This window comes from Rhodococcus sp. Q (assembly GCF_005503035.1).
Classification (GTDB): Bacteria; Actinomycetota; Actinomycetes; order Mycobacteriales; family Mycobacteriaceae; genus Rhodococcus_G.
In genome coordinates, this window is the sequence record NZ_SCOY01000019.1 from 22,667 (window position 1) to 38,664 (window position 15,998).

Sequence of the window (15,998 nt, forward strand, 5' to 3'; positions counted from 1 at the left end):
ACAGTTGTTGTCAGTACCGCGGCGAGATCGCGGACGTGGCACCGTTTCCGTCGGTGGATTCCCGCCGACCCGGAACTACGTGAAGATGCTCACGCAGCGGGTCACTCGTCGTCCCGGTCGCGTTCCCGTTCGCGCTCCCGCTCCTGTTCCCGTTCCTGCCTGCGCTCGGCCGCGGACGGCTGCGAGGTGTTCGCGGCCGGCGCGGCGGGAGCGGCAGCCGGAGCGGGGGCCGCGGCCGGAGCGGGTGCGGGTTCGGGACTCACGCAGCGAACGATCGGCACCGGGTCGTACTTCACGGTCCGCGTGTTGCGGGACAGTTCCGCACCGGTCGCGGCGTCCGTGATCACCCGGGTGTCACTGGTCGTGAAGCCCTGCGCACCACCGGAGGCGATGCAGTCGGACCCGGCGGGCAGTGTGATCGTGTTCGGCGACGTGGCCGCGTAACGGTCCCCGGTGATCGACTCGACGTCGACCCGCTTGGTCCCCCACAGCCGCACGGTGATGTCGGAACTCGTGCCGATCGTCTGGATGAGAACGCCTGTGTCCGTGTCGTTCTTGAACTTCAGGTCGATCGCGCCCTCGAAGACCGTCGCCTCGCGAGCCTCCGGGTACCGCGAGATGTAGTAGCTGTGCTCGGTGTGGTCCACGTCCTCCATGCCCGCGAAGTAGGAGGCGTTGTAGAGGGTGGTGGCGAGCTGGCTGATGCCGCCACCGACGGCACGGTCCGGCCTGCCGTGGTTGATGATGCCCGACGCGACATAGCCTTCCGCTGTCCCACGCGGACCCGTGTGGCCGTTGAGAGAGAACGTCGCACCCGGCTTGACCAGTGCACCGTCGATCTCGCTCGCCGCGAGGCGGATGTTGACTCCGGATGCGTATTCGAAACCGCCCGAAGTGAATTCGCCGATCACCTCGGTGATGCCGAGCTTGTTCGCGGCCTCCGTCGTCAGCTCCGGCTGCTTGGGCTCGTAGACCGCCGCGGCCGTGCGCGGACCGGACTGCGCGAGCAGTGTCGGCAGCGATTCGAGCGTCTTGTGCCACTCGATCATCTCGCCTGCCACTGCAGGAACCACCGTGGGTGACCCACTGGCGAGAGTGAACGACGCATCCTTCGGTGCCACCTCGGTGCCCGCCAGCTGTGGGCCGAGCAGACCTGCCGCCGCATCGACGTCGAACTGCGGCGCGAGACCACCGTCGCCGTCGGGCGCGAAGGACACCACGGTCCCGACCTGATCGCGCGCGAGCACCGCCTTCTTGTCGTCGCGGCCCGTGACAGTCAGGTCGGCAGCGACCGCGGGCGTCGCCACGTCGTTCAGTGCGCGGTCAACGCCGGACTGGGTGACGGTGACGGCCGAGACCGTCACCGGCACGTCGACGCCGTCGACCGCGGCCCAGCCATCGGCCAGCGCGTCGGCCGCGGCGCCTGCATCGAGCGCCTGCCCTGCCTGCGGGGCCACCCCGACCGGCTTCGCACCCTCGAACACGACGGTGCCCTCGACCGGCGCCCGGTCGACCCGGGGCCGAAGCCCCTCGACCGCCGCCGAGAGGGCCGCGTCGTCACGCGTCGACGTGACACCCACCTCCTGGTGGGTGAAGTACGAGGTGAGTCGGGTGATCGGATTGAGCGGCTGGGATCCGACACGGTCCACGGTCGCCTCCCAGTCCACGGCGAGCCCCGCCTCGGCGGGAACCAGTTCCGTCGTCACGTCACCGGCCCGCACCGTCACCGCCTGCTGGGCGCGGGGATCGATCGCTGCACGCAGGGTGGCCTCGGCGTCCGCATGGGACTGCCCGCCGACCGCGACACCGGCAACGGTGACTCCGCGTGGCACCTGACCCGACGACGTTGCGAGGTCGACGACGTACCAGGCTGCCCCGACCGCGAGGACACCGGCAGCGGCGCCGATGGCGATCCGTCGCCGCTTGGCGGAGTCGACGCCGCCGGAACCATCGGAACCGCCGGAATCGGCACCGGGCGTCGGAGGTGCGGACGGAGGCGGGGCCATCCCGCCGGGCGGGGGCCCGGACGGCGCCGGCCGGCCGGTAGCGAGCCGAGGAAGGACGGTGGTGGGCACGTCCTCGGGGAGGACGTCTTCGGCGGTGGGGGCCTCGACGGTGATCGCCTCGGTCACTCCGTCCGGGCCGCTGTTCTCGGCGACGGGGCCGGGGGCGTCGACCGGGGCGTCCGCGTCGACCTGGGGATCCGAGTCGGCGATTTCGGCACCGTCGCGTTGCACGGCGTCCGAGGACTGCCCATGCGCAAACCCCGGGCGCTGCTGGGCACCCGAATGCTTGCCGATTCCGCCTGACATTCGCGGACCTCCCGGTATCGTCGTTCTGCTGGGCCAGGACCCGCTTCGACTGCCAGGGTAACCGGGCACCGGGCGGCGCGGCACCGAGGTGTGCGCCCGCAGAGCCGATGCGACGACCACGAAACGCAGGTGTCCCGCGCTGCAACCGGGTCGGGGGTCTGGCTGCAACGCGGGACGACCTGACTATCGACGCCCCGTAACGTGGCGTTACATCGCGTCCGAAGAAAATCCGTGCGCATCGTTACCGGTCCCGGTGAACCAGTGCCCACCTGGGCGAACGCTCGATTCGACCGAGTGAAACGTGTCCTAGCTCACGTCGGTGGGCCGCACTCGAGGCAAGGGAAGGACCAGCGCCCCCGGGGCGCCTGCGGGCACGGCGGGCCGCCGCGGCGCGACCGGGTCGACCCTCCGGTAGGGCGCCCCCGGCGCAGGTCGGGCGTCCACGTCACCCCGGTTGGGCCACAACGCGAACGCACGCTCGGCGAGCGCGGTGATCGTCAGCGACGGGTTGACTCCGAGGTTCGCGCTCACCACCGACCCGTCCGCGACGTGCAGACCCGGATGCCCGTGGACGCGCTGGTACGGGTCGACGACACCGGACTCCGCGGTGTCCCCGATGGGGCACCCACCGAGGAAGTGCGCCGTCATCGGGATGTTCGCCAGATCGGCGAAGGACCCGCCGGGATCGCCGTCGATCCTGTCGGCGACCGACCGGATGACCGCATGACCTTGCGGGATCCAGGTCGGCGGCGGCTCACCGGGCCCGCGGCGACTCACGAGGCGGAACCCACCCCTGGGCCCCCTCTTCACTCCGAGTTCGAGCGAGTTCTCACCGGTCTGCATCACCAGGGCGATCACCGTCCGCTCCGACCACCGGCGCACGGACAGTCCCCGGGCGAATGTCACCGGGTGCCGGACCACCGCGGCCAACGCCTTGAGCGGGCGCGGGACCCGACCCCCTCCGTCGACGAGCAGTGTCTGCAGCAGTCCGATCGCGTTGCTGCCCTTGCCGTACCGGACCGGTTCGATGTGGGTGTGGTCGTCGGGATGGAATGACGACGTGATCGCGACACCGCGGTGATAGTCCGCGGGTTCTCGTGCCGTCGCCGCGAGCACCGCCTCGGAGTTGGTCCGGACCTGGGTACCGAGCCGATCGGACAGCGCAGGAAGCTCGCCGGTCACCTTGGTGCCGAGGAGCAACTTCTGGCTGCCGTACGTACCGGCAGACACGACCACCTGCGCGGCCGTCATGACCGTCTCGCGCCTACGGAGCGATCCGGTGCGCCGGGTGCGGACCTCGAAGCCGCCGCCAGGCAGTGGCCGCACCCCCGCGACCGTGGTCAGCGGGTGAATCCGTGCCCCCGCCCGCTCGGCGAGATGGAGGTAGTTCTTCACCAGGGTGTTCTTCGCACCGACCCGGCACCCCGTCATGCACGACCCGCATTCCGTGCACCCGGTACGGTCCGGACCCGCGCCGCCGAAGAAGGGATCGGACACCGCCCGGCCCGGTTCGTCGAAGAACACACCGACGGGCGTCGCCGTGAACGTGTCCTCGACCCCCATCTCCCGGGCGACGTCCCGGACGATCCGGTCGGCGGCGGTGACACCGGGATAGGTCCGGACACCGAGCATCCGGGCCGCCTGGTCGTAGTAGGGGCCGAGTTCGTCCTCCCAGTCGGTGATGTGTCCCCACTGTGGGTCCTCGAAGAAGGGCCGCGGCGGCCTGTAGAGGGTGTTCGCGTAGTTGAGCGAACCGCCGCCGACGCCCGCACCCGCCATCACCAGCACATCCGCGAGGAGGTGGATACGTTGAATTCCGAAGCAGCCCAGTGCCGGTGCCCACAGGTAGCGACGCAGACGCCAGCTGGTCTCGGGGAGCTCGTGGTCAGCGAATCGCCTACCCGCTTCGAGCACGCCGACCCGGTACCCCTTCTCCGTCAGCCTGAGTGCGGCGACGCTGCCACCGAATCCGGAACCGATCACGACGACGTCGTAGTCGCAGCCGCCGCCAGCGCTCGTGTCACCGCCGCCACCGGCGCTCGTGTCACCGCCGCCACCGGCGCTGGTGTCACCGCCGCCACCGGCGCTCGTGTCGCTGGCGCTCATGCGACCTCCTCCGCGGGTCGGGGCTCGATCGCACGGTAGTTCTCGGCGTCGAACCTGCGTACCTGCGCGCGGTACCTCCAGGTGAAGGTCGGCCACATCACCGAGTTGCGGCCACGCTTGTCCATGTACCAACTCGAGCAGCCACCGCTGTTCCACACCGTCGTCGCGAGCGCACCCCCGACCCGGTCGGCGTAGCGTTCCTGCACCGCGGCGTCCACCTCGAGCGCGGGTACACCCTGAGATTCCATGTACCCCAGCGCCTTCCGGACATAGGATGCCTGACTTTCGAGCATGTAGACGATCGAGCTGTGCCCGAGATTGGTGTTCGGGCCGTACATCAGGAACAGGTTCGGGAACCCGCTGACCGTGATCCCGCGATGAGCGCTGGGGCTGCCGTCCCACCGTTCCGCGAGGGTGCGTCCGTCCCTACCGTGCAGGAGCTTCGCGATCGGCGGCTCGGTGGGGGTGAAGCCGGTGCCGAAGATGATGGTGTCGACGTCGCGCTCGACTCCGTCGGAGCCGACGACACCGGTGCGGGTGACGCGCTGCAGACCCGAGTCGACCAGGTCCACGTCATCGCGTGCGAGCGTCGGCAGCCACTCGTTGGACAGCAGCATCCGCTTGCACCCGATGGTGAACGCGGGCTTCAACTTTCGGCGCAGGCCCGGGTCGCGAACCTGCGTGCGTAGCTGCGCCTTCGAGACGAGCGCGATCGCGGGCAGCAACCACGTCAGGTAGGCGAAGACCACCACGTATGCCTCTCGCATGCCGTAGACGAGGCCGCGTACCACCTTCTGCGTGAGGGGAATTCGGCGATACAGCGCCTTCTCGAACCTTCCGAGTGTCCGGTTACGTCGCGGGATCACCCAGGAGGCGGTGCGCTGAAAGACTGTGACCCGCTGCGCCTTGACGACGATCTGCGGCACGAACTGAATGGCGGACGCTCCGGTGCCGACGACCGCGATCCGCTCACCGGTCAGGTCGTGGTCGTGATTCCAGGCCGCCGAATGGAAGACGGTGCCGCCGAAGGTGTCCAGTCCGTCGATGTCGGGCAGGTTCGGCGTGGACAGTGCACCGCTGGCGGCGACCAGTGATTGCGCGGTGATCTCGCCCCGACTGGTCGTCACCCGCCACAGGGCGGAGCGCTCGTCCCAGCGGGCACCGAGAAGTTCGCAGTCGAAGAGGGTGCGCGCACGGATTCCGCTGCGCGTCGCCACGCCCTTGAGGTACTCGAACAGTTCGGACTGCGCGGCGAAGGTGTGACTCCACTCCGGGCTCGGGGCGAATGACAGCGAGTACAGCGACGTGGGCACGTCGCAGGCACAGCCGGGGTAGGTGTTGTCTCGCCACGTGCCACCGACCTCCCCTGCGCGTTCGATGATCACGACGTCCACCGATCGTCCGTCGCGGACCAGGGCGCCCGCGGCCGCGAGGCCGCCGAAACCGGCTCCGACGACCAGGACCCGGGTGTGCGCGGGGAGTTCGGTCAGGGTCTGCGTGCTCGGGTTCCGTGCGCTCATCGCGACGTCACCATCGCTTCCCAGATGGGAAGCAGACGTTCGCGGCGCTCCGCTTCCTCCTCCGGAGTGCGGAACAGCGCCGACACGGCGAAACCGCGAGCCAGTTCGATGCTGAGCTCGATGGAGTCGGGTCCGAAGCTCTCGCCCATCACCTCGGCGGCGCCGCCGGTGAGTGCGTCCGTGACGCGACGTTCGAGGGGCACCATCGCCTGGAACAGTTCGGCGTCGGTACGGGCCGCCACCCACAGTTCGAGCGCTGCGTAGAAGAGCGGGCCGGTGAACGCGCCGGCCAGCACCTCGAGTCCGCGTTCGGGGTCGGGGTTGGTCGCGAGGATCTCGGCGAGCCGTTTCTCGACGAGATGTTCGACGGCGGCCACGACGAGGGACACCTTGGTGGGGAACTGGTGGAGCTGGGCGCCACGCGACACCCCGGCTCGTCGGGCGATGCCCTGCGTGCTCGTCCCTGCGTATCCGAGTTCGACCAGGGAGTCGATGGTCGCGTCGAGGAGCTTCTGTCGCGTCTCGGCGCTGCGTTGCGCCTGCGTCCGTGTTGGACGATCCGTGTCCTGGGTCACACACTCACGGTAGCAACAAACAGTCTGGACTGCTTGTAAATCGTGAATTAGTCACCTCGGGCCACCGGCCGCAGGCGTCAGGGATGCGCCAGGACGGCCAGGCCGCGAGCGAAGTTGTCCATCCGCTGGGCCAGCGCGTGATGACCGCCGTTGACGAGCTCCGACACCCGCACGATGCCCGGGCCGTCGGCGACATTGTTCAGATTCCGCGAGGACCAGTACCAGACTGCCGTGGTGAAGGCGTTCTCCGGCGCGGCGACCAGTTCGGGGTGCGCGACGAAGTCGATACCGGTGAACCGGCTCACTTCCTCGTAGTTGTGACGACCGGTCACCTGGATCGCGCCGCGACCCTTGTACCGCTCACCGTCGCCGGGCTGTGTGTTCCCGAGGTCCGAGCGGCCCTCGTAGGCCCGTCCGGAGGCGTACTCCTCGAAGGTGCGGAACGAGTCGGATTCGACCGCGAGCTGGGCGATGAACGCCGCCTGGCGCACGGGGGTGTCGATGCCACCGCGCACCATGGCGTCGTTGAGCGGTGCGACGAACTGCGCGATCTTGTCGCCGGGCATCTGCGGCACGATGCGGGCCAGCTCGTCGCCCGACACTGCAGGCTCCGGCGCAGGGGCAGGCGCAGGCGCGGGCTCGGGGGCGGGAGCGGGGGCGTCGACCGACTCCTCGACAGGGGCCTCGGCCGCTTCCTCGGAGGTGGACCCGACGCTGGGCAGTTCGGGGAACTGCAGCGCCGTGAACAGGTCGCCCGCCTCCTGATAACGGGGCGCGACCGACGTGGCCACCGGGTCTGCGTTCGCAGCGGATGCGGCGCCCACACCGGTGAGGGCGGTGCCGGTGGCGATCAGTACGGTCGAGGCGACGGCGGCACGGAAATGGCGCGACTGTGAAACGTGCAAGACTCTGCTCCAAGATTCGACCGAGAACATGGCTCGGCCTCCGAGGGGTGTCGTCAGCGTGATCAGAGGGAGGCTTCCGGCCCTCGTCGATCACTGCAACGCACCAATAAGGTCACAACCAGGTAACGCGGGGGGTTACGAAGTTTTCAACCGATCGTGACGAGCGCCACGTTGACAGCGTAAAAGTGACCCACTTCACATTTGCTGAAAGTTCGCCCAATTCGGACCCGCAGGCCCGAGCGGCGACGCACCGCCAACCCCCCAGCGGGTGAGAGCTACTACACACGGTCACAGACAGCGCGCATGATCCGCCAATCACATTGCAGCAGAGTCGTATTGGCGAATACTGATCACGTGCAAATTTCCGTCACGTCAGGCTGGGTATCGACCGGCGCGCCATCGTTTCCCTCACAGTTGCCGGACCGGACCCAGAGGGGGCACCCTCGCCCAGCCGCCCGAGCACACCGATCGGTTCGTGTTCCACGCAACACCTGGGGCCGACACCTTGCCGTGACCATCACGGCCCCGCGATAACGCTCCGGGCGTGATTCGTGACCATTCGAACCGCGCAAACAGGCACTCCGGCGGCGCCCGGTGCCGATAGCCGCCGCCCGGCGCCTCACGGCACCGGGCGGCGGAACAACCACTCACTGTCCTGCCGGCATCACTCCCGGCCGAGGGAGACCCACGTCGGGTCGGCAGCGCGGGCGCCGACGGTGAGCTCGGCGAGCTCGTCGAGCCGTGACACCTGGTCCGCCGTCAGGTCCAGTTCCAGCGCCGCGGCGTTCTCGCTGACCCTGCTCGCGAACCGCGTCCCCGGAATCGAGACGACGGGCAGCCCGAACTGCCTGCCCTTCGCGTCGAGCCACGCCAGGACGACCTGCGCAGGTGTGGCCTCTGCGTCGCGAGCGACGTCCTGGACCACCCCGAGCACCTTCGCGTTGCCTGCCAGCGCCTCGTCCGTGAACCGGGGGAAACGGCGACGCAGGTCCGACTCACCGAGCACGGACGGATCGAATGTGCCGGTCAGGTAGCCGCGACCAACCGGCGAGTACGGGACGAACCCGATACCGAGCTCGGCCGCCGCCGGAATCACGTGCCGCTCGACGTCGCGGCTCCACACACTCCATTCGCTCTGGATCGCGGCGATCGGATGCACCGCGTGCGCCCGGCGCAGTTCGTCGCCTGTCGCCTCCGACAGTCCGATGTGCCGCACCTTGCCCGCGGTCACCAGTTCGGCGATGGCGCCGACGGTGTCCTCGACAGGGACGTTCGGGTCGACGCGATGCAGGTAGTAGAGGTCGACGCTGTCGACACCGAGACGACCCAGCGACGCGTCGAGGAATCCGGCGACGTGCTCGGGGCGCCCGTCGATGCCGCGCTGGCCGGCGGCGATGTTGCCGACGAGTCCGAACTTGGTGGCGAGCTGCACCTCGTCGCGTCGGGTGCGGAGCACCTCACCGACGGCCTTCTCACTGGCGCCGTCGCCGTACACGTTGGCGGTGTCGATGAAGGTGACGCCGATGTCGATCGCGTGATGCAGGGTGGCGAGGGCTTCGGCCGGATCGACCGGCCCGTAGACGGGGGCCACCGACATGGCGCCGTATCCCTGAGCGCTGACGTCGAGGCCGGGTGCGAGTGTGGTGCTGCGAACGGTCATGTCCGCATTCTCGTCGGGCACGACAGACGACGCACGGCCTGGAATCAGTGTGATTCCAGGCCGTGCGTGTGCGGTCTCCCCTACCGCTCGATGATCACCGCTCGATGATCGCCGTGACGCCCTGGCCACCCGCCGCGCAGATGGAGATCAGGCCGCGGCCGGATCCCTTCTCCGCCAGCATCTTCGCGAGCGAGGCCACGATGCGTCCACCGGTCGCCGCGAACGGATGCCCCGCCGCCAACGACGAACCGTTGACGTTGAGCTTGCTGCGATCGATCTTGCCGAGCGCACTGTCGAGGCCCAGTCGCTCCTTGCAGTACTCGTCGGACTCCCACGCCTGCAGTGTCGCGAGCACCACGGAGGCGAAGGCCTCGTGGATCTCGTAGTAGTCGAAGTCCTGCAGCGTCAACCCGTTTCGGGCCAACAGACGCGGCACCGCGTACGTCGGAGCCATCAGCAGACCGTCGTCGCCGTGCACGTAGTCGACGGCGGCGGTCTCGGAGTCGACGAGGTGCGCGAGCACCGGCAGGTTCCGCTGCGCCGCCCACTCGTCGGTGGACAGCAGCACCGCGGACGCACCATCGGTCAGCGGGGTGGAGTTGCCCGCCGTCATCGTCGCGTCGCCGAGCTTGGTACCGAACACCGGCTTGAGAGTCGCGAGCTTCTCCACCGTCGATCCGGGCCGCAGGTTGTCGTCGCGGGTGAGGCCGAGGAACGGGGTCACCAGGTCGTCGAAGAACCCGCGGTCGTAGGCGGCTGCCATGTTCTTGTGGCTGGCGGCCGCGAGCTCGTCCTGATCCTCACGGCGAACACCGAACTCCTTGGCGGTGATCGCGGCGTGATCACCCATCGACAGTCCCGTACGCGGCTCGCCGTTGCGGGGGATCTCGATGCCGACCATGGACGGGCGGACGTGGCCGAGCAGCTTGACGCGCTCACCGGTGGTCCGGGCACGGTTGACCGAGAGCAGGAACTCCCGCAGCTCGTTGTTCACGCCGATCGGAGCGTCCGACGTGGTGTCGGTACCGCCGCCGATGCCGGCATCGATGCGTCCCGCTGCGATGGCGTCGCCGACCGCGACGATCGACTGCAGGCCGGTGCCACACGCCTGCTGCAGGTCGTAGGCCGGGGTGTAGGGGCTCAGCGCGCTGCCGAGCACCGACTCACGGATCAGGTTGAAGTCACGGGCGTGCTTGAGGACGGCGCCGCCGACGACCATGCCCAGCTGCTCGCCCTGCAGGTTGAAGCGGCTCACCAGTCCGTCCAGTGTGGCCGTGAACATGTCCTGGTTGGACGCCTGCGCGTACGCCTTGTCGGACCGCGCGAAGGGGATCCGGTTGCCGCCGACGATGGCGACGGGACGCAGCTGACGGCCGGTCGGTGCGGCCGGCTTCTTGGTGGTGCGCGCTCTGGGGGTCACGGTGTCTCCATCTGGACGAGGTCTCCAAGTCGGCGTTTCCTGCCTCGACACCAAACTTACTTCAGAGTAAGTTAGTTTGTCGACACCGCATCCGCACTGGATGCACGAACACGCGACGAAGAAGGTGGACCGTGGCAGCCAGCAAGGGCGCTCCCGACCTCTACTCCCAGTTCCTCAACTCCGCGCCGGGCGCATTCATCGCCAAGCAGGCCGGTCTGCCGCAGCCGGAGAACCTCCGTCGGTACAAGGCAGGCGAACCCGCCCTCGCAGGCCCGATCGTCATCGGCGGCAGCGGCAGGCTCGTCGAGCCGTTGCGCGAACTGCTCTCCGACTACCCCGCCGCCCTCCCCCACGACGACCGCTACGGCGCCCTCGTCTTCGACGCCACCGGCATCACCCAGGTCACCGAGCTGGTCGAGCTGTTCGAGTTCTTCCAGCCGATCGTCCGCAAGCTCGCCTCGTCCGCCCGCGTCGTCGTCCTCGGCACCACCCCCGAAGAGACGTCCGGCATCGACGAGCACATCGCGCAGCGCAGCCTCGAAGGCTTCACCCGTAGCGTCGGCAAAGAGGTCCAGCGCGGCGCCACCGCCCAACTCGTGTACGTCTCCCCGAACGCGTCGACCGGGCTCTCCGGGGTCGAGTCGACGCTGCGATTCCTGCTGTCCGCGAAGTCCGCGTTCGTCTCCGGCCAGGTCATCCGTGTCGGCGCCGCCGACTCCACCGCCCCGCAGTCGTGGGACAAGCCGCTCGACGGGAAGGTTGCCGTCGTGACCGGTGCCGCCCGCGGCATCGGCGCCACCATCGCCGAGGTCCTCTCCCGCGACGGCGCGCACGTCGTGTGCGCGGACATCCCCGCCGCAGGTGAGGCACTGTCCGAGACCGCGAACAAGGTGGGCGGCACCTCCCTGGCGCTCGACGTCACCGCCGCGGACGCCGCGGACGTCCTCGCCACCCACCTGCTCGAGCGCCACGGCGGCGCCGACATCGTCGTCCACAACGCGGGCATCACCCGCGACAAGCTGCTCGCCAACATGGACGAGTCCCGCTGGAACATGGTGATCGGCGTGAACCTGCTCGCACCGCAGAAGATCACCGAACACCTCGTCGCCAAGGGCGCACTCAAGAACGGTGGACGTGTCATCGACGTCTCGTCCATCGCGGGCATCGCGGGCAACCGCGGCCAGACCAACTACGGCACCTCCAAGGCAGGTGTCATCGGCCTCGTCCAGGCCACCGCACCCGTGCTCGCCGCGAACGACATCACCATCAACGCCGTCGCCCCCGGCTTCATCGAAACCGCGATGACCGCGGCGATCCCGTTCGCCACCCGCGAGGCAGGCCGCCGCATGTCGTCGCTGCTGCAGGGCGGGCAGACCGTCGACGTCGCCGAAACCGTGGCGTACTTCGCGAGCCCGGCGTCGAACGCGGTCACCGGTCAGATCGTCCGCGTCTGCGGCCAGTCCCTGATCGGCGCCTGATGGCCGGCCGCAAGGGCACGGTCGTGCAGCTGCGTGAGCAGCCCGGCACCCTCGACAACTACGCGCGCGCCGCGTTCGGCGCACTGCCGTTCGTCAAGCCGTCCGGCCGCCGCAGCCTCCCGAAGGACACGCTCTCACTGTCGGGCCTGCGAATCGACACCGACAACCTGGCGGCGTACGCGAGGGTGTGCGGGCTGCGCTTCGGCGACACACTGCCGATCACCTATCCGTTCACCCTCGTGTTTCCCACCGTCATGCGGTTGCTCACCGAACGCGAGTTCCCCTTCCCCGCAATCGGTTCCGTCCACATCGAGAACGTGATCGAACAGCTGCGCCCGATCTCGGTGTCGGAACCGCTTGACATCGCGGTGCATGCGGAGAACCTGCGCCCGCACCCGAAGGGCACCCAGGTCGACTTCGTCAGCGAGATCAGCGTCGGGCGGGAACTGGTGTGGCGTCAGGTCAGCACCTTCCTGAAGATGCATCCCACCGACGCACCGAAGGAGCCGAAGCAGGTTCACGCGGACGAGGTGCCGCCGCGCCCGATGCGGACGCTGCGCGTCGACCAGAAGGCGATCAGCCGATACGCGGCCGTCTCGGGAGATCGCAACCCGATCCACGTGTCGTCCCTGGGCGCCAAGGCCTTCGGGTTTCCGGGCACCATCGCGCACGGCATGTGGAGCGCTGCGGCCGTGCTCGGCGCGGTCGAGGGACGCATCCCCGACGCCGTCACGTACAGCGTGAAGTTCGGCAAGCCGGTGGTCCTGCCCGCGACGGTGAACGTCTACGCGGACGCCGTCGCCGGTGCGGAATCGGCAGGCACCGGTAGCGGCTGGGACCTTGCCCTGCGGAACCCGAAGAAGGGCTACCCGCACCTCACCGCAACCCTGCGCCCGCTGTAGCGGCGCCGCACTCGGCGCTCCGGAGTCGCAGGACTCCGGAGCGCCGAGTGGTCTCGGTCCGGCAAGTGTGGCCGTCAGGCCGTCATCTCAACCTGCGTTTCCGGACAACGGCCGCAGTACCCCCCACCGCGACAGCGACAGCGACAGCTGCGACGACGAGGTACCAGATCTCCGAGGTGGGTGAGTACGGCGTGCGGTCGACCGCATCGAGCCCGACGCGGACGACGCCGCCGCCCGCCACCCAGCAGAGTGCGACGAGGCCGGCCGTACCGAGCCGACGTCTCACGTTCACTGCTACTTCTTCTTGCCCGCCAGACCGCGCCAGGCGAGGTTCTCGAGCAGGTCCGCGGCCTTCTCCACATCGATCTCGCCGCCGGCGACCCGGTCCGCGACCGCCTCACCCGCGCCGACGAGCGCGACGGCCATGATGCCGAAGTCGGTGCCGGGATCGGGATCCTTCGTGCTCGACTCGAGCAGCTTCGCCGTCAGTTCGATCAGGCGGGCCCGACTGGTCCGAACCTGTGAGGCGAACGCCTGCTCGCCCATCGACTGCCGGTACAGCACCATCCACGACGGGCGGTGCTCGTCGACGAAACCGAGAAATCCGAGGAGTGCCGCACGCAGCTGCTCGCGCGGAGTGAGGGTCGGATCGGCAGCGGGGGTGATGGCTTCGACGAACCGTTGCCCCTCGCGGGCGATGCCTGCGGCGAACAGTTCGTCCTTCGAGCCGTAGTAGAGGTAGAGCATCGGCTTGGAGATCTCGGCTGCGGCGGCGATCGCGTCCATCGAGGTGTCGTGATAGCCCTTGGCGGAGAAAACCTCGACGGCCGCGTCGAGCATCTGCTGCTCGCGCACGGCCCGCGGGAGTCGTTTCGTTCCGCCTGCCATCGTTCCTCCAGAGTATGGGCACCGACCTCGGCCGAGTCCCCAGTGGTCGATCTTACTCTAGAGTAAGAATTGGTGTCTCACCTGGCATTGCGCCCGGAGCGTCACGACCATTCTGCCCGGAGCCTCGCGACCCCTGCGCACCGGAGCGTCGCGGCGATCCTGAACGGCACTGCCGTCAGCAGTGCACGACACCCTTCGCGGTCGCCACCCGCAGCACCGACGCGTCCACCTGGGACTGCGGCAACCGACCCGCAGCCATCTCCGCCTCCAGGTGATCCAGCACGTCGGGCACCTCATCCGTCGTCAGCCACAACGCAACGTCCGCGCCCGCCGTCAACGCCGCCGCCACGGCCTGCGGAACATCCATCCGATCCGTGATCGCCCGCATCCCCGACAGGTCGTCCGTGAAGATCGGCCCCTCGAACGGCGGCGCCCCGTACCCGGTACCCGTCCGCAACAACGACATCGCCGCCGGACTGATACTCGCCGGAACCCCCGGCGCCGTGAGACCCGGCACCTCCAGATGGCCGACCATCACGCCGACGCCCGTCGTCACGAGCGTGCGGTACGGAACCAGGTCCGACGTCTGCAGCTCGTCGAGCGGCGGAGTCGTCACGGCACCGGTGTGCGAGTCCCCCGACGCCGAACCGTGTCCCGGGAAGTGCTTGATCACCGGGAACACCCCGGCGTCGCGCAGCCCGTCGGCGTACTCACCCGCATAGGCCGTCACCACCTGCGGATCGTCGGAGAAGGAGCGGTCACCGATCACCGAGTCCGCGGGTTGCGCGCTGACGTCGACCACCGGGGCGAAATCGACGGTGATCCCGAGATCGCGCAGTCCGCGACCACGCTCGAGTGCCATCTCGTACGTTTCCTCGGGCGTCATGGTCTGCGCGACCGTCCGCGGCGCCGGGTCCGCCCCGAGCAGGTCCGACACCCGCGACACCCGCCCGCCCTCCTCGTCGATGCTCACCATCACCGGCACGGTCGCCGCGGCCTGCACCTGCGGAACCTGACGGTTCGCGAGCATCGACTCATCAGTCCAGCTTCCGACGAAGATGCCCCCGACCTGCTCGTCCCGGACAACCGCGACGGCGTCCGCGGTCCCGGCCACTCCCACGTTGAGCAGCTGCGCCAGCCGCTGCCTGGGCGTGAGCCTCGCGAGGAAGTCGGTGCCGCACATCGGAGCCGCCATCGACGCGATCTCGGTCGTCGGAGCGGGCTCCGTCGTGGTGGCCGTCGTCCCGGTCGTCGAGGAGTCGGGGGCCTCACCCTCCCCCGACTCCGAGTTCGCGCACCCGGCCACCAATCCGAGACCGAACAGCAAGGCCAGAACACGGGTCGAACGGGTTGCAGTCACCCTGCCAGGGTAGGCCACGGCACCCGCCCGACCCAGCCCGGAACAGGTAGCCTGGCACCAGGATCGTTCCCCGGCACCAGGAGGTTTCGATGCCCGCAGATCTGATGCTCATCGCCTACGACGGAACCGAGAACTCCAGGCGCGCAGTCGAATACGCCGGCCGCTTCCTCAGCTCCGAACGCGCCGTCGTCATCACAGCCTGGGAACCGATGGTGCGCCAGGCGGCCCGCATGTCGGGACTGTCCGGTGTCATGCAGCCCGAATGGGTGCCCGACGAGGACACCGAGGACATCGCCCTCACCGACGCAAAGACCGTCAACAGCGAAGGCCTCGAACTCGCTCGCAGCGTCGGCCTCAATGCCGAAGGCCGCACGGTCGAATGCGTCACCACCATCTGGACGACCATCGTCGAGACCGCCGACGAACTCGACGCCGACATCATCGTCACGGGCACCCGGGGCACGACGGGACTCAAGTCGCTGCTGCAGTCGTCCGTCGCCGACCACGTCCTGCGGCACAGCCACCGACCGGTGCTCATCGTCCCGCCCGGACGCTGACGTCACGTTCACCGCGAATCGGGTGCACGGACCTGCGCCTGCCGACCCGAATCCGGGCCCGCAGGTGATACCTTGGCGCGAACGTTTCCGTCAGGCAGCAGCAATTGGGAGATCCGAGATGAAGTTCCTTGTCCCCGGTGTGGCAAGTGCAGTGATCGGCGCGGTCCTCGGACTGGCCGCGGTCTTCGGCGTCACCGCCGCCGCCTCGGACAACACTCGCCCCGACGTCGACCGGAGCGGCAACGCGAACTCCTCGCTGCTGAACCAGGTGGAGTACGGCAGCCGTTAACAGCAGTCCAGGGGAGAGCGGCCCGA

Annotated in this window: 14 protein-coding genes; 4 read left to right on the forward strand and 10 right to left on the reverse strand. The window is 68.9% G+C overall.

Annotation, left to right across the window (positions count from 1 at the left end; translation table 11 throughout):
• Positions 1–101: 101 nt before the first annotated feature.
• From FFS72_RS17415 to FFS72_RS17445, 7 genes are all read right to left on the reverse strand, one after another.
• Positions 102–2,312, reverse strand: a complete 2,211-nt coding sequence (locus FFS72_RS17415) for a VanW family protein (protein ID WP_137875104.1) — start codon at positions 2,310–2,312, stop codon at positions 102–104.
• Between the two features lie 306 nt (positions 2,313–2,618).
• Complete coding sequence (locus FFS72_RS17420) at positions 2,619–4,418, reverse strand: GMC oxidoreductase (protein WP_249353380.1); 1,800 nt, start codon at positions 4,416–4,418, stop codon at positions 2,619–2,621.
• Entirely contained in the window at positions 4,415–5,938 is a 1,524-nt protein-coding gene (locus FFS72_RS17425) for a flavin-containing monooxygenase (RefSeq protein WP_137875105.1), read from the reverse strand. Before FFS72_RS17425 ends, FFS72_RS17420 begins: the two co-directional genes overlap by 4 nt.
• Positions 5,935–6,513 (reverse strand): TetR/AcrR family transcriptional regulator, encoded by a 579-nt coding sequence (locus FFS72_RS17430; protein ID WP_050063926.1) that lies wholly within the window; start codon positions 6,511–6,513, stop codon positions 5,935–5,937. The genes FFS72_RS17425 and FFS72_RS17430 overlap by 4 nt, the downstream gene beginning before the upstream one ends.
• A 77-nt stretch (positions 6,514–6,590) precedes the next feature.
• Positions 6,591–7,418 carry a glycoside hydrolase family 19 protein gene (locus FFS72_RS17435; RefSeq protein ID WP_249353381.1) on the reverse strand — a complete coding sequence of 276 codons (828 nt, stop codon included), beginning with the start codon at positions 7,416–7,418 and terminating at the stop codon, positions 6,591–6,593.
• 664 nt (positions 7,419–8,082) lie between these two features.
• Complete coding sequence (locus FFS72_RS17440; RefSeq protein WP_137875107.1) at positions 8,083–9,078, reverse strand: aldo/keto reductase; 996 nt, start codon at positions 9,076–9,078, stop codon at positions 8,083–8,085.
• 94 nt (positions 9,079–9,172) lie between these two features.
• Complete coding sequence (locus FFS72_RS17445; protein WP_137875108.1) at positions 9,173–10,498, reverse strand: acetyl-CoA C-acetyltransferase; 1,326 nt, start codon at positions 10,496–10,498, stop codon at positions 9,173–9,175.
• A 131-nt stretch (positions 10,499–10,629) separates the two neighbouring features.
• On the opposite strand from FFS72_RS17445, the gene FFS72_RS17450 reads away from it, so the two are divergent.
• On the forward strand, positions 10,630–11,976 hold the full coding sequence (locus FFS72_RS17450) for a 3-oxoacyl-ACP reductase (RefSeq protein ID WP_137875109.1): 1,347 nt from the start codon (positions 10,630–10,632) through the stop codon (positions 11,974–11,976).
• Positions 11,976–12,878: a MaoC/PaaZ C-terminal domain-containing protein gene (locus tag FFS72_RS17455; RefSeq protein WP_137875110.1), complete on the forward strand. Its 903-nt coding sequence runs from the start codon at positions 11,976–11,978 to the stop codon at positions 12,876–12,878. Before FFS72_RS17450 ends, FFS72_RS17455 begins: the two co-directional genes overlap by 1 nt.
• An 82-nt stretch (positions 12,879–12,960) precedes the next feature.
• Here the strand turns inward: FFS72_RS17455 and FFS72_RS17460 are convergent, their stop codons facing one another.
• The 3 genes from FFS72_RS17460 to FFS72_RS17470 form a co-directional block, all read right to left on the reverse strand.
• Positions 12,961–13,170 (reverse strand): hypothetical protein, encoded by a 210-nt coding sequence (locus FFS72_RS17460; protein WP_137875111.1) that lies wholly within the window; start codon positions 13,168–13,170, stop codon positions 12,961–12,963.
• A gap of 2 nt (positions 13,171–13,172) precedes the next feature.
• Positions 13,173–13,766 carry a TetR/AcrR family transcriptional regulator gene (locus tag FFS72_RS17465; RefSeq protein ID WP_050063932.1) on the reverse strand — a complete coding sequence of 198 codons (594 nt, stop codon included), beginning with the start codon at positions 13,764–13,766 and terminating at the stop codon, positions 13,173–13,175.
• Between the two features lie 175 nt (positions 13,767–13,941).
• The gene (locus FFS72_RS17470) at positions 13,942–15,126 is read right to left on the reverse strand and encodes a glycoside hydrolase family 3 N-terminal domain-containing protein (protein ID WP_137875112.1); all 1,185 of its coding nucleotides are present in this window, start codon (positions 15,124–15,126) and stop codon (positions 13,942–13,944) included.
• Positions 15,127–15,215: 89 nt separating this feature from the next.
• On the opposite strand from FFS72_RS17470, the gene FFS72_RS17475 reads away from it, so the two are divergent.
• Both FFS72_RS17475 and FFS72_RS17480 read left to right on the forward strand, forming a co-directional pair.
• On the forward strand, positions 15,216–15,683 hold the full coding sequence (locus tag FFS72_RS17475) for a universal stress protein (RefSeq protein WP_050063934.1): 468 nt from the start codon (positions 15,216–15,218) through the stop codon (positions 15,681–15,683).
• 118 nt (positions 15,684–15,801) lie between these two features.
• The gene (locus tag FFS72_RS17480; protein WP_084734126.1) at positions 15,802–15,972 is read left to right on the forward strand and encodes a DUF2613 domain-containing protein; all 171 of its coding nucleotides are present in this window, start codon (positions 15,802–15,804) and stop codon (positions 15,970–15,972) included.
• The last annotated feature ends 26 nt before the right edge of the window (positions 15,973–15,998 follow it).

Bases quoted from the DNA above. Each gene is read 5' to 3' on its own strand.
- FFS72_RS17425 (WP_137875105.1), bottom strand. From the start codon at position 5,938: ATGAGCGCACGGAACCCGAGCACGCAGACCCTGACCGAACTCCCCGCG.
- FFS72_RS17475 (WP_050063934.1), top strand. From the start codon at position 15,216: ATGCCCGCAGATCTGATGCTCATCGCCTACGACGGAACCGAGAACTCC.
- FFS72_RS17455 (WP_137875110.1), top strand. From the start codon at position 11,976: ATGGCCGGCCGCAAGGGCACGGTCGTGCAGCTGCGTGAGCAGCCCGGC.
- FFS72_RS17420 (WP_249353380.1), bottom strand. From the start codon at position 4,418: ATGAGCGCCAGCGACACGAGCGCCGGTGGCGGCGGTGACACCAGCGCC.
- FFS72_RS17440 (WP_137875107.1), bottom strand. From the start codon at position 9,078: ATGACCGTTCGCAGCACCACACTCGCACCCGGCCTCGACGTCAGCGCT.
- FFS72_RS17415 (WP_137875104.1), bottom strand. From the start codon at position 2,312: ATGTCAGGCGGAATCGGCAAGCATTCGGGTGCCCAGCAGCGCCCGGGG.
- FFS72_RS17480 (WP_084734126.1), top strand. From the start codon at position 15,802: ATGAAGTTCCTTGTCCCCGGTGTGGCAAGTGCAGTGATCGGCGCGGTC.
- FFS72_RS17465 (WP_050063932.1), bottom strand. From the start codon at position 13,766: ATGGCAGGCGGAACGAAACGACTCCCGCGGGCCGTGCGCGAGCAGCAG.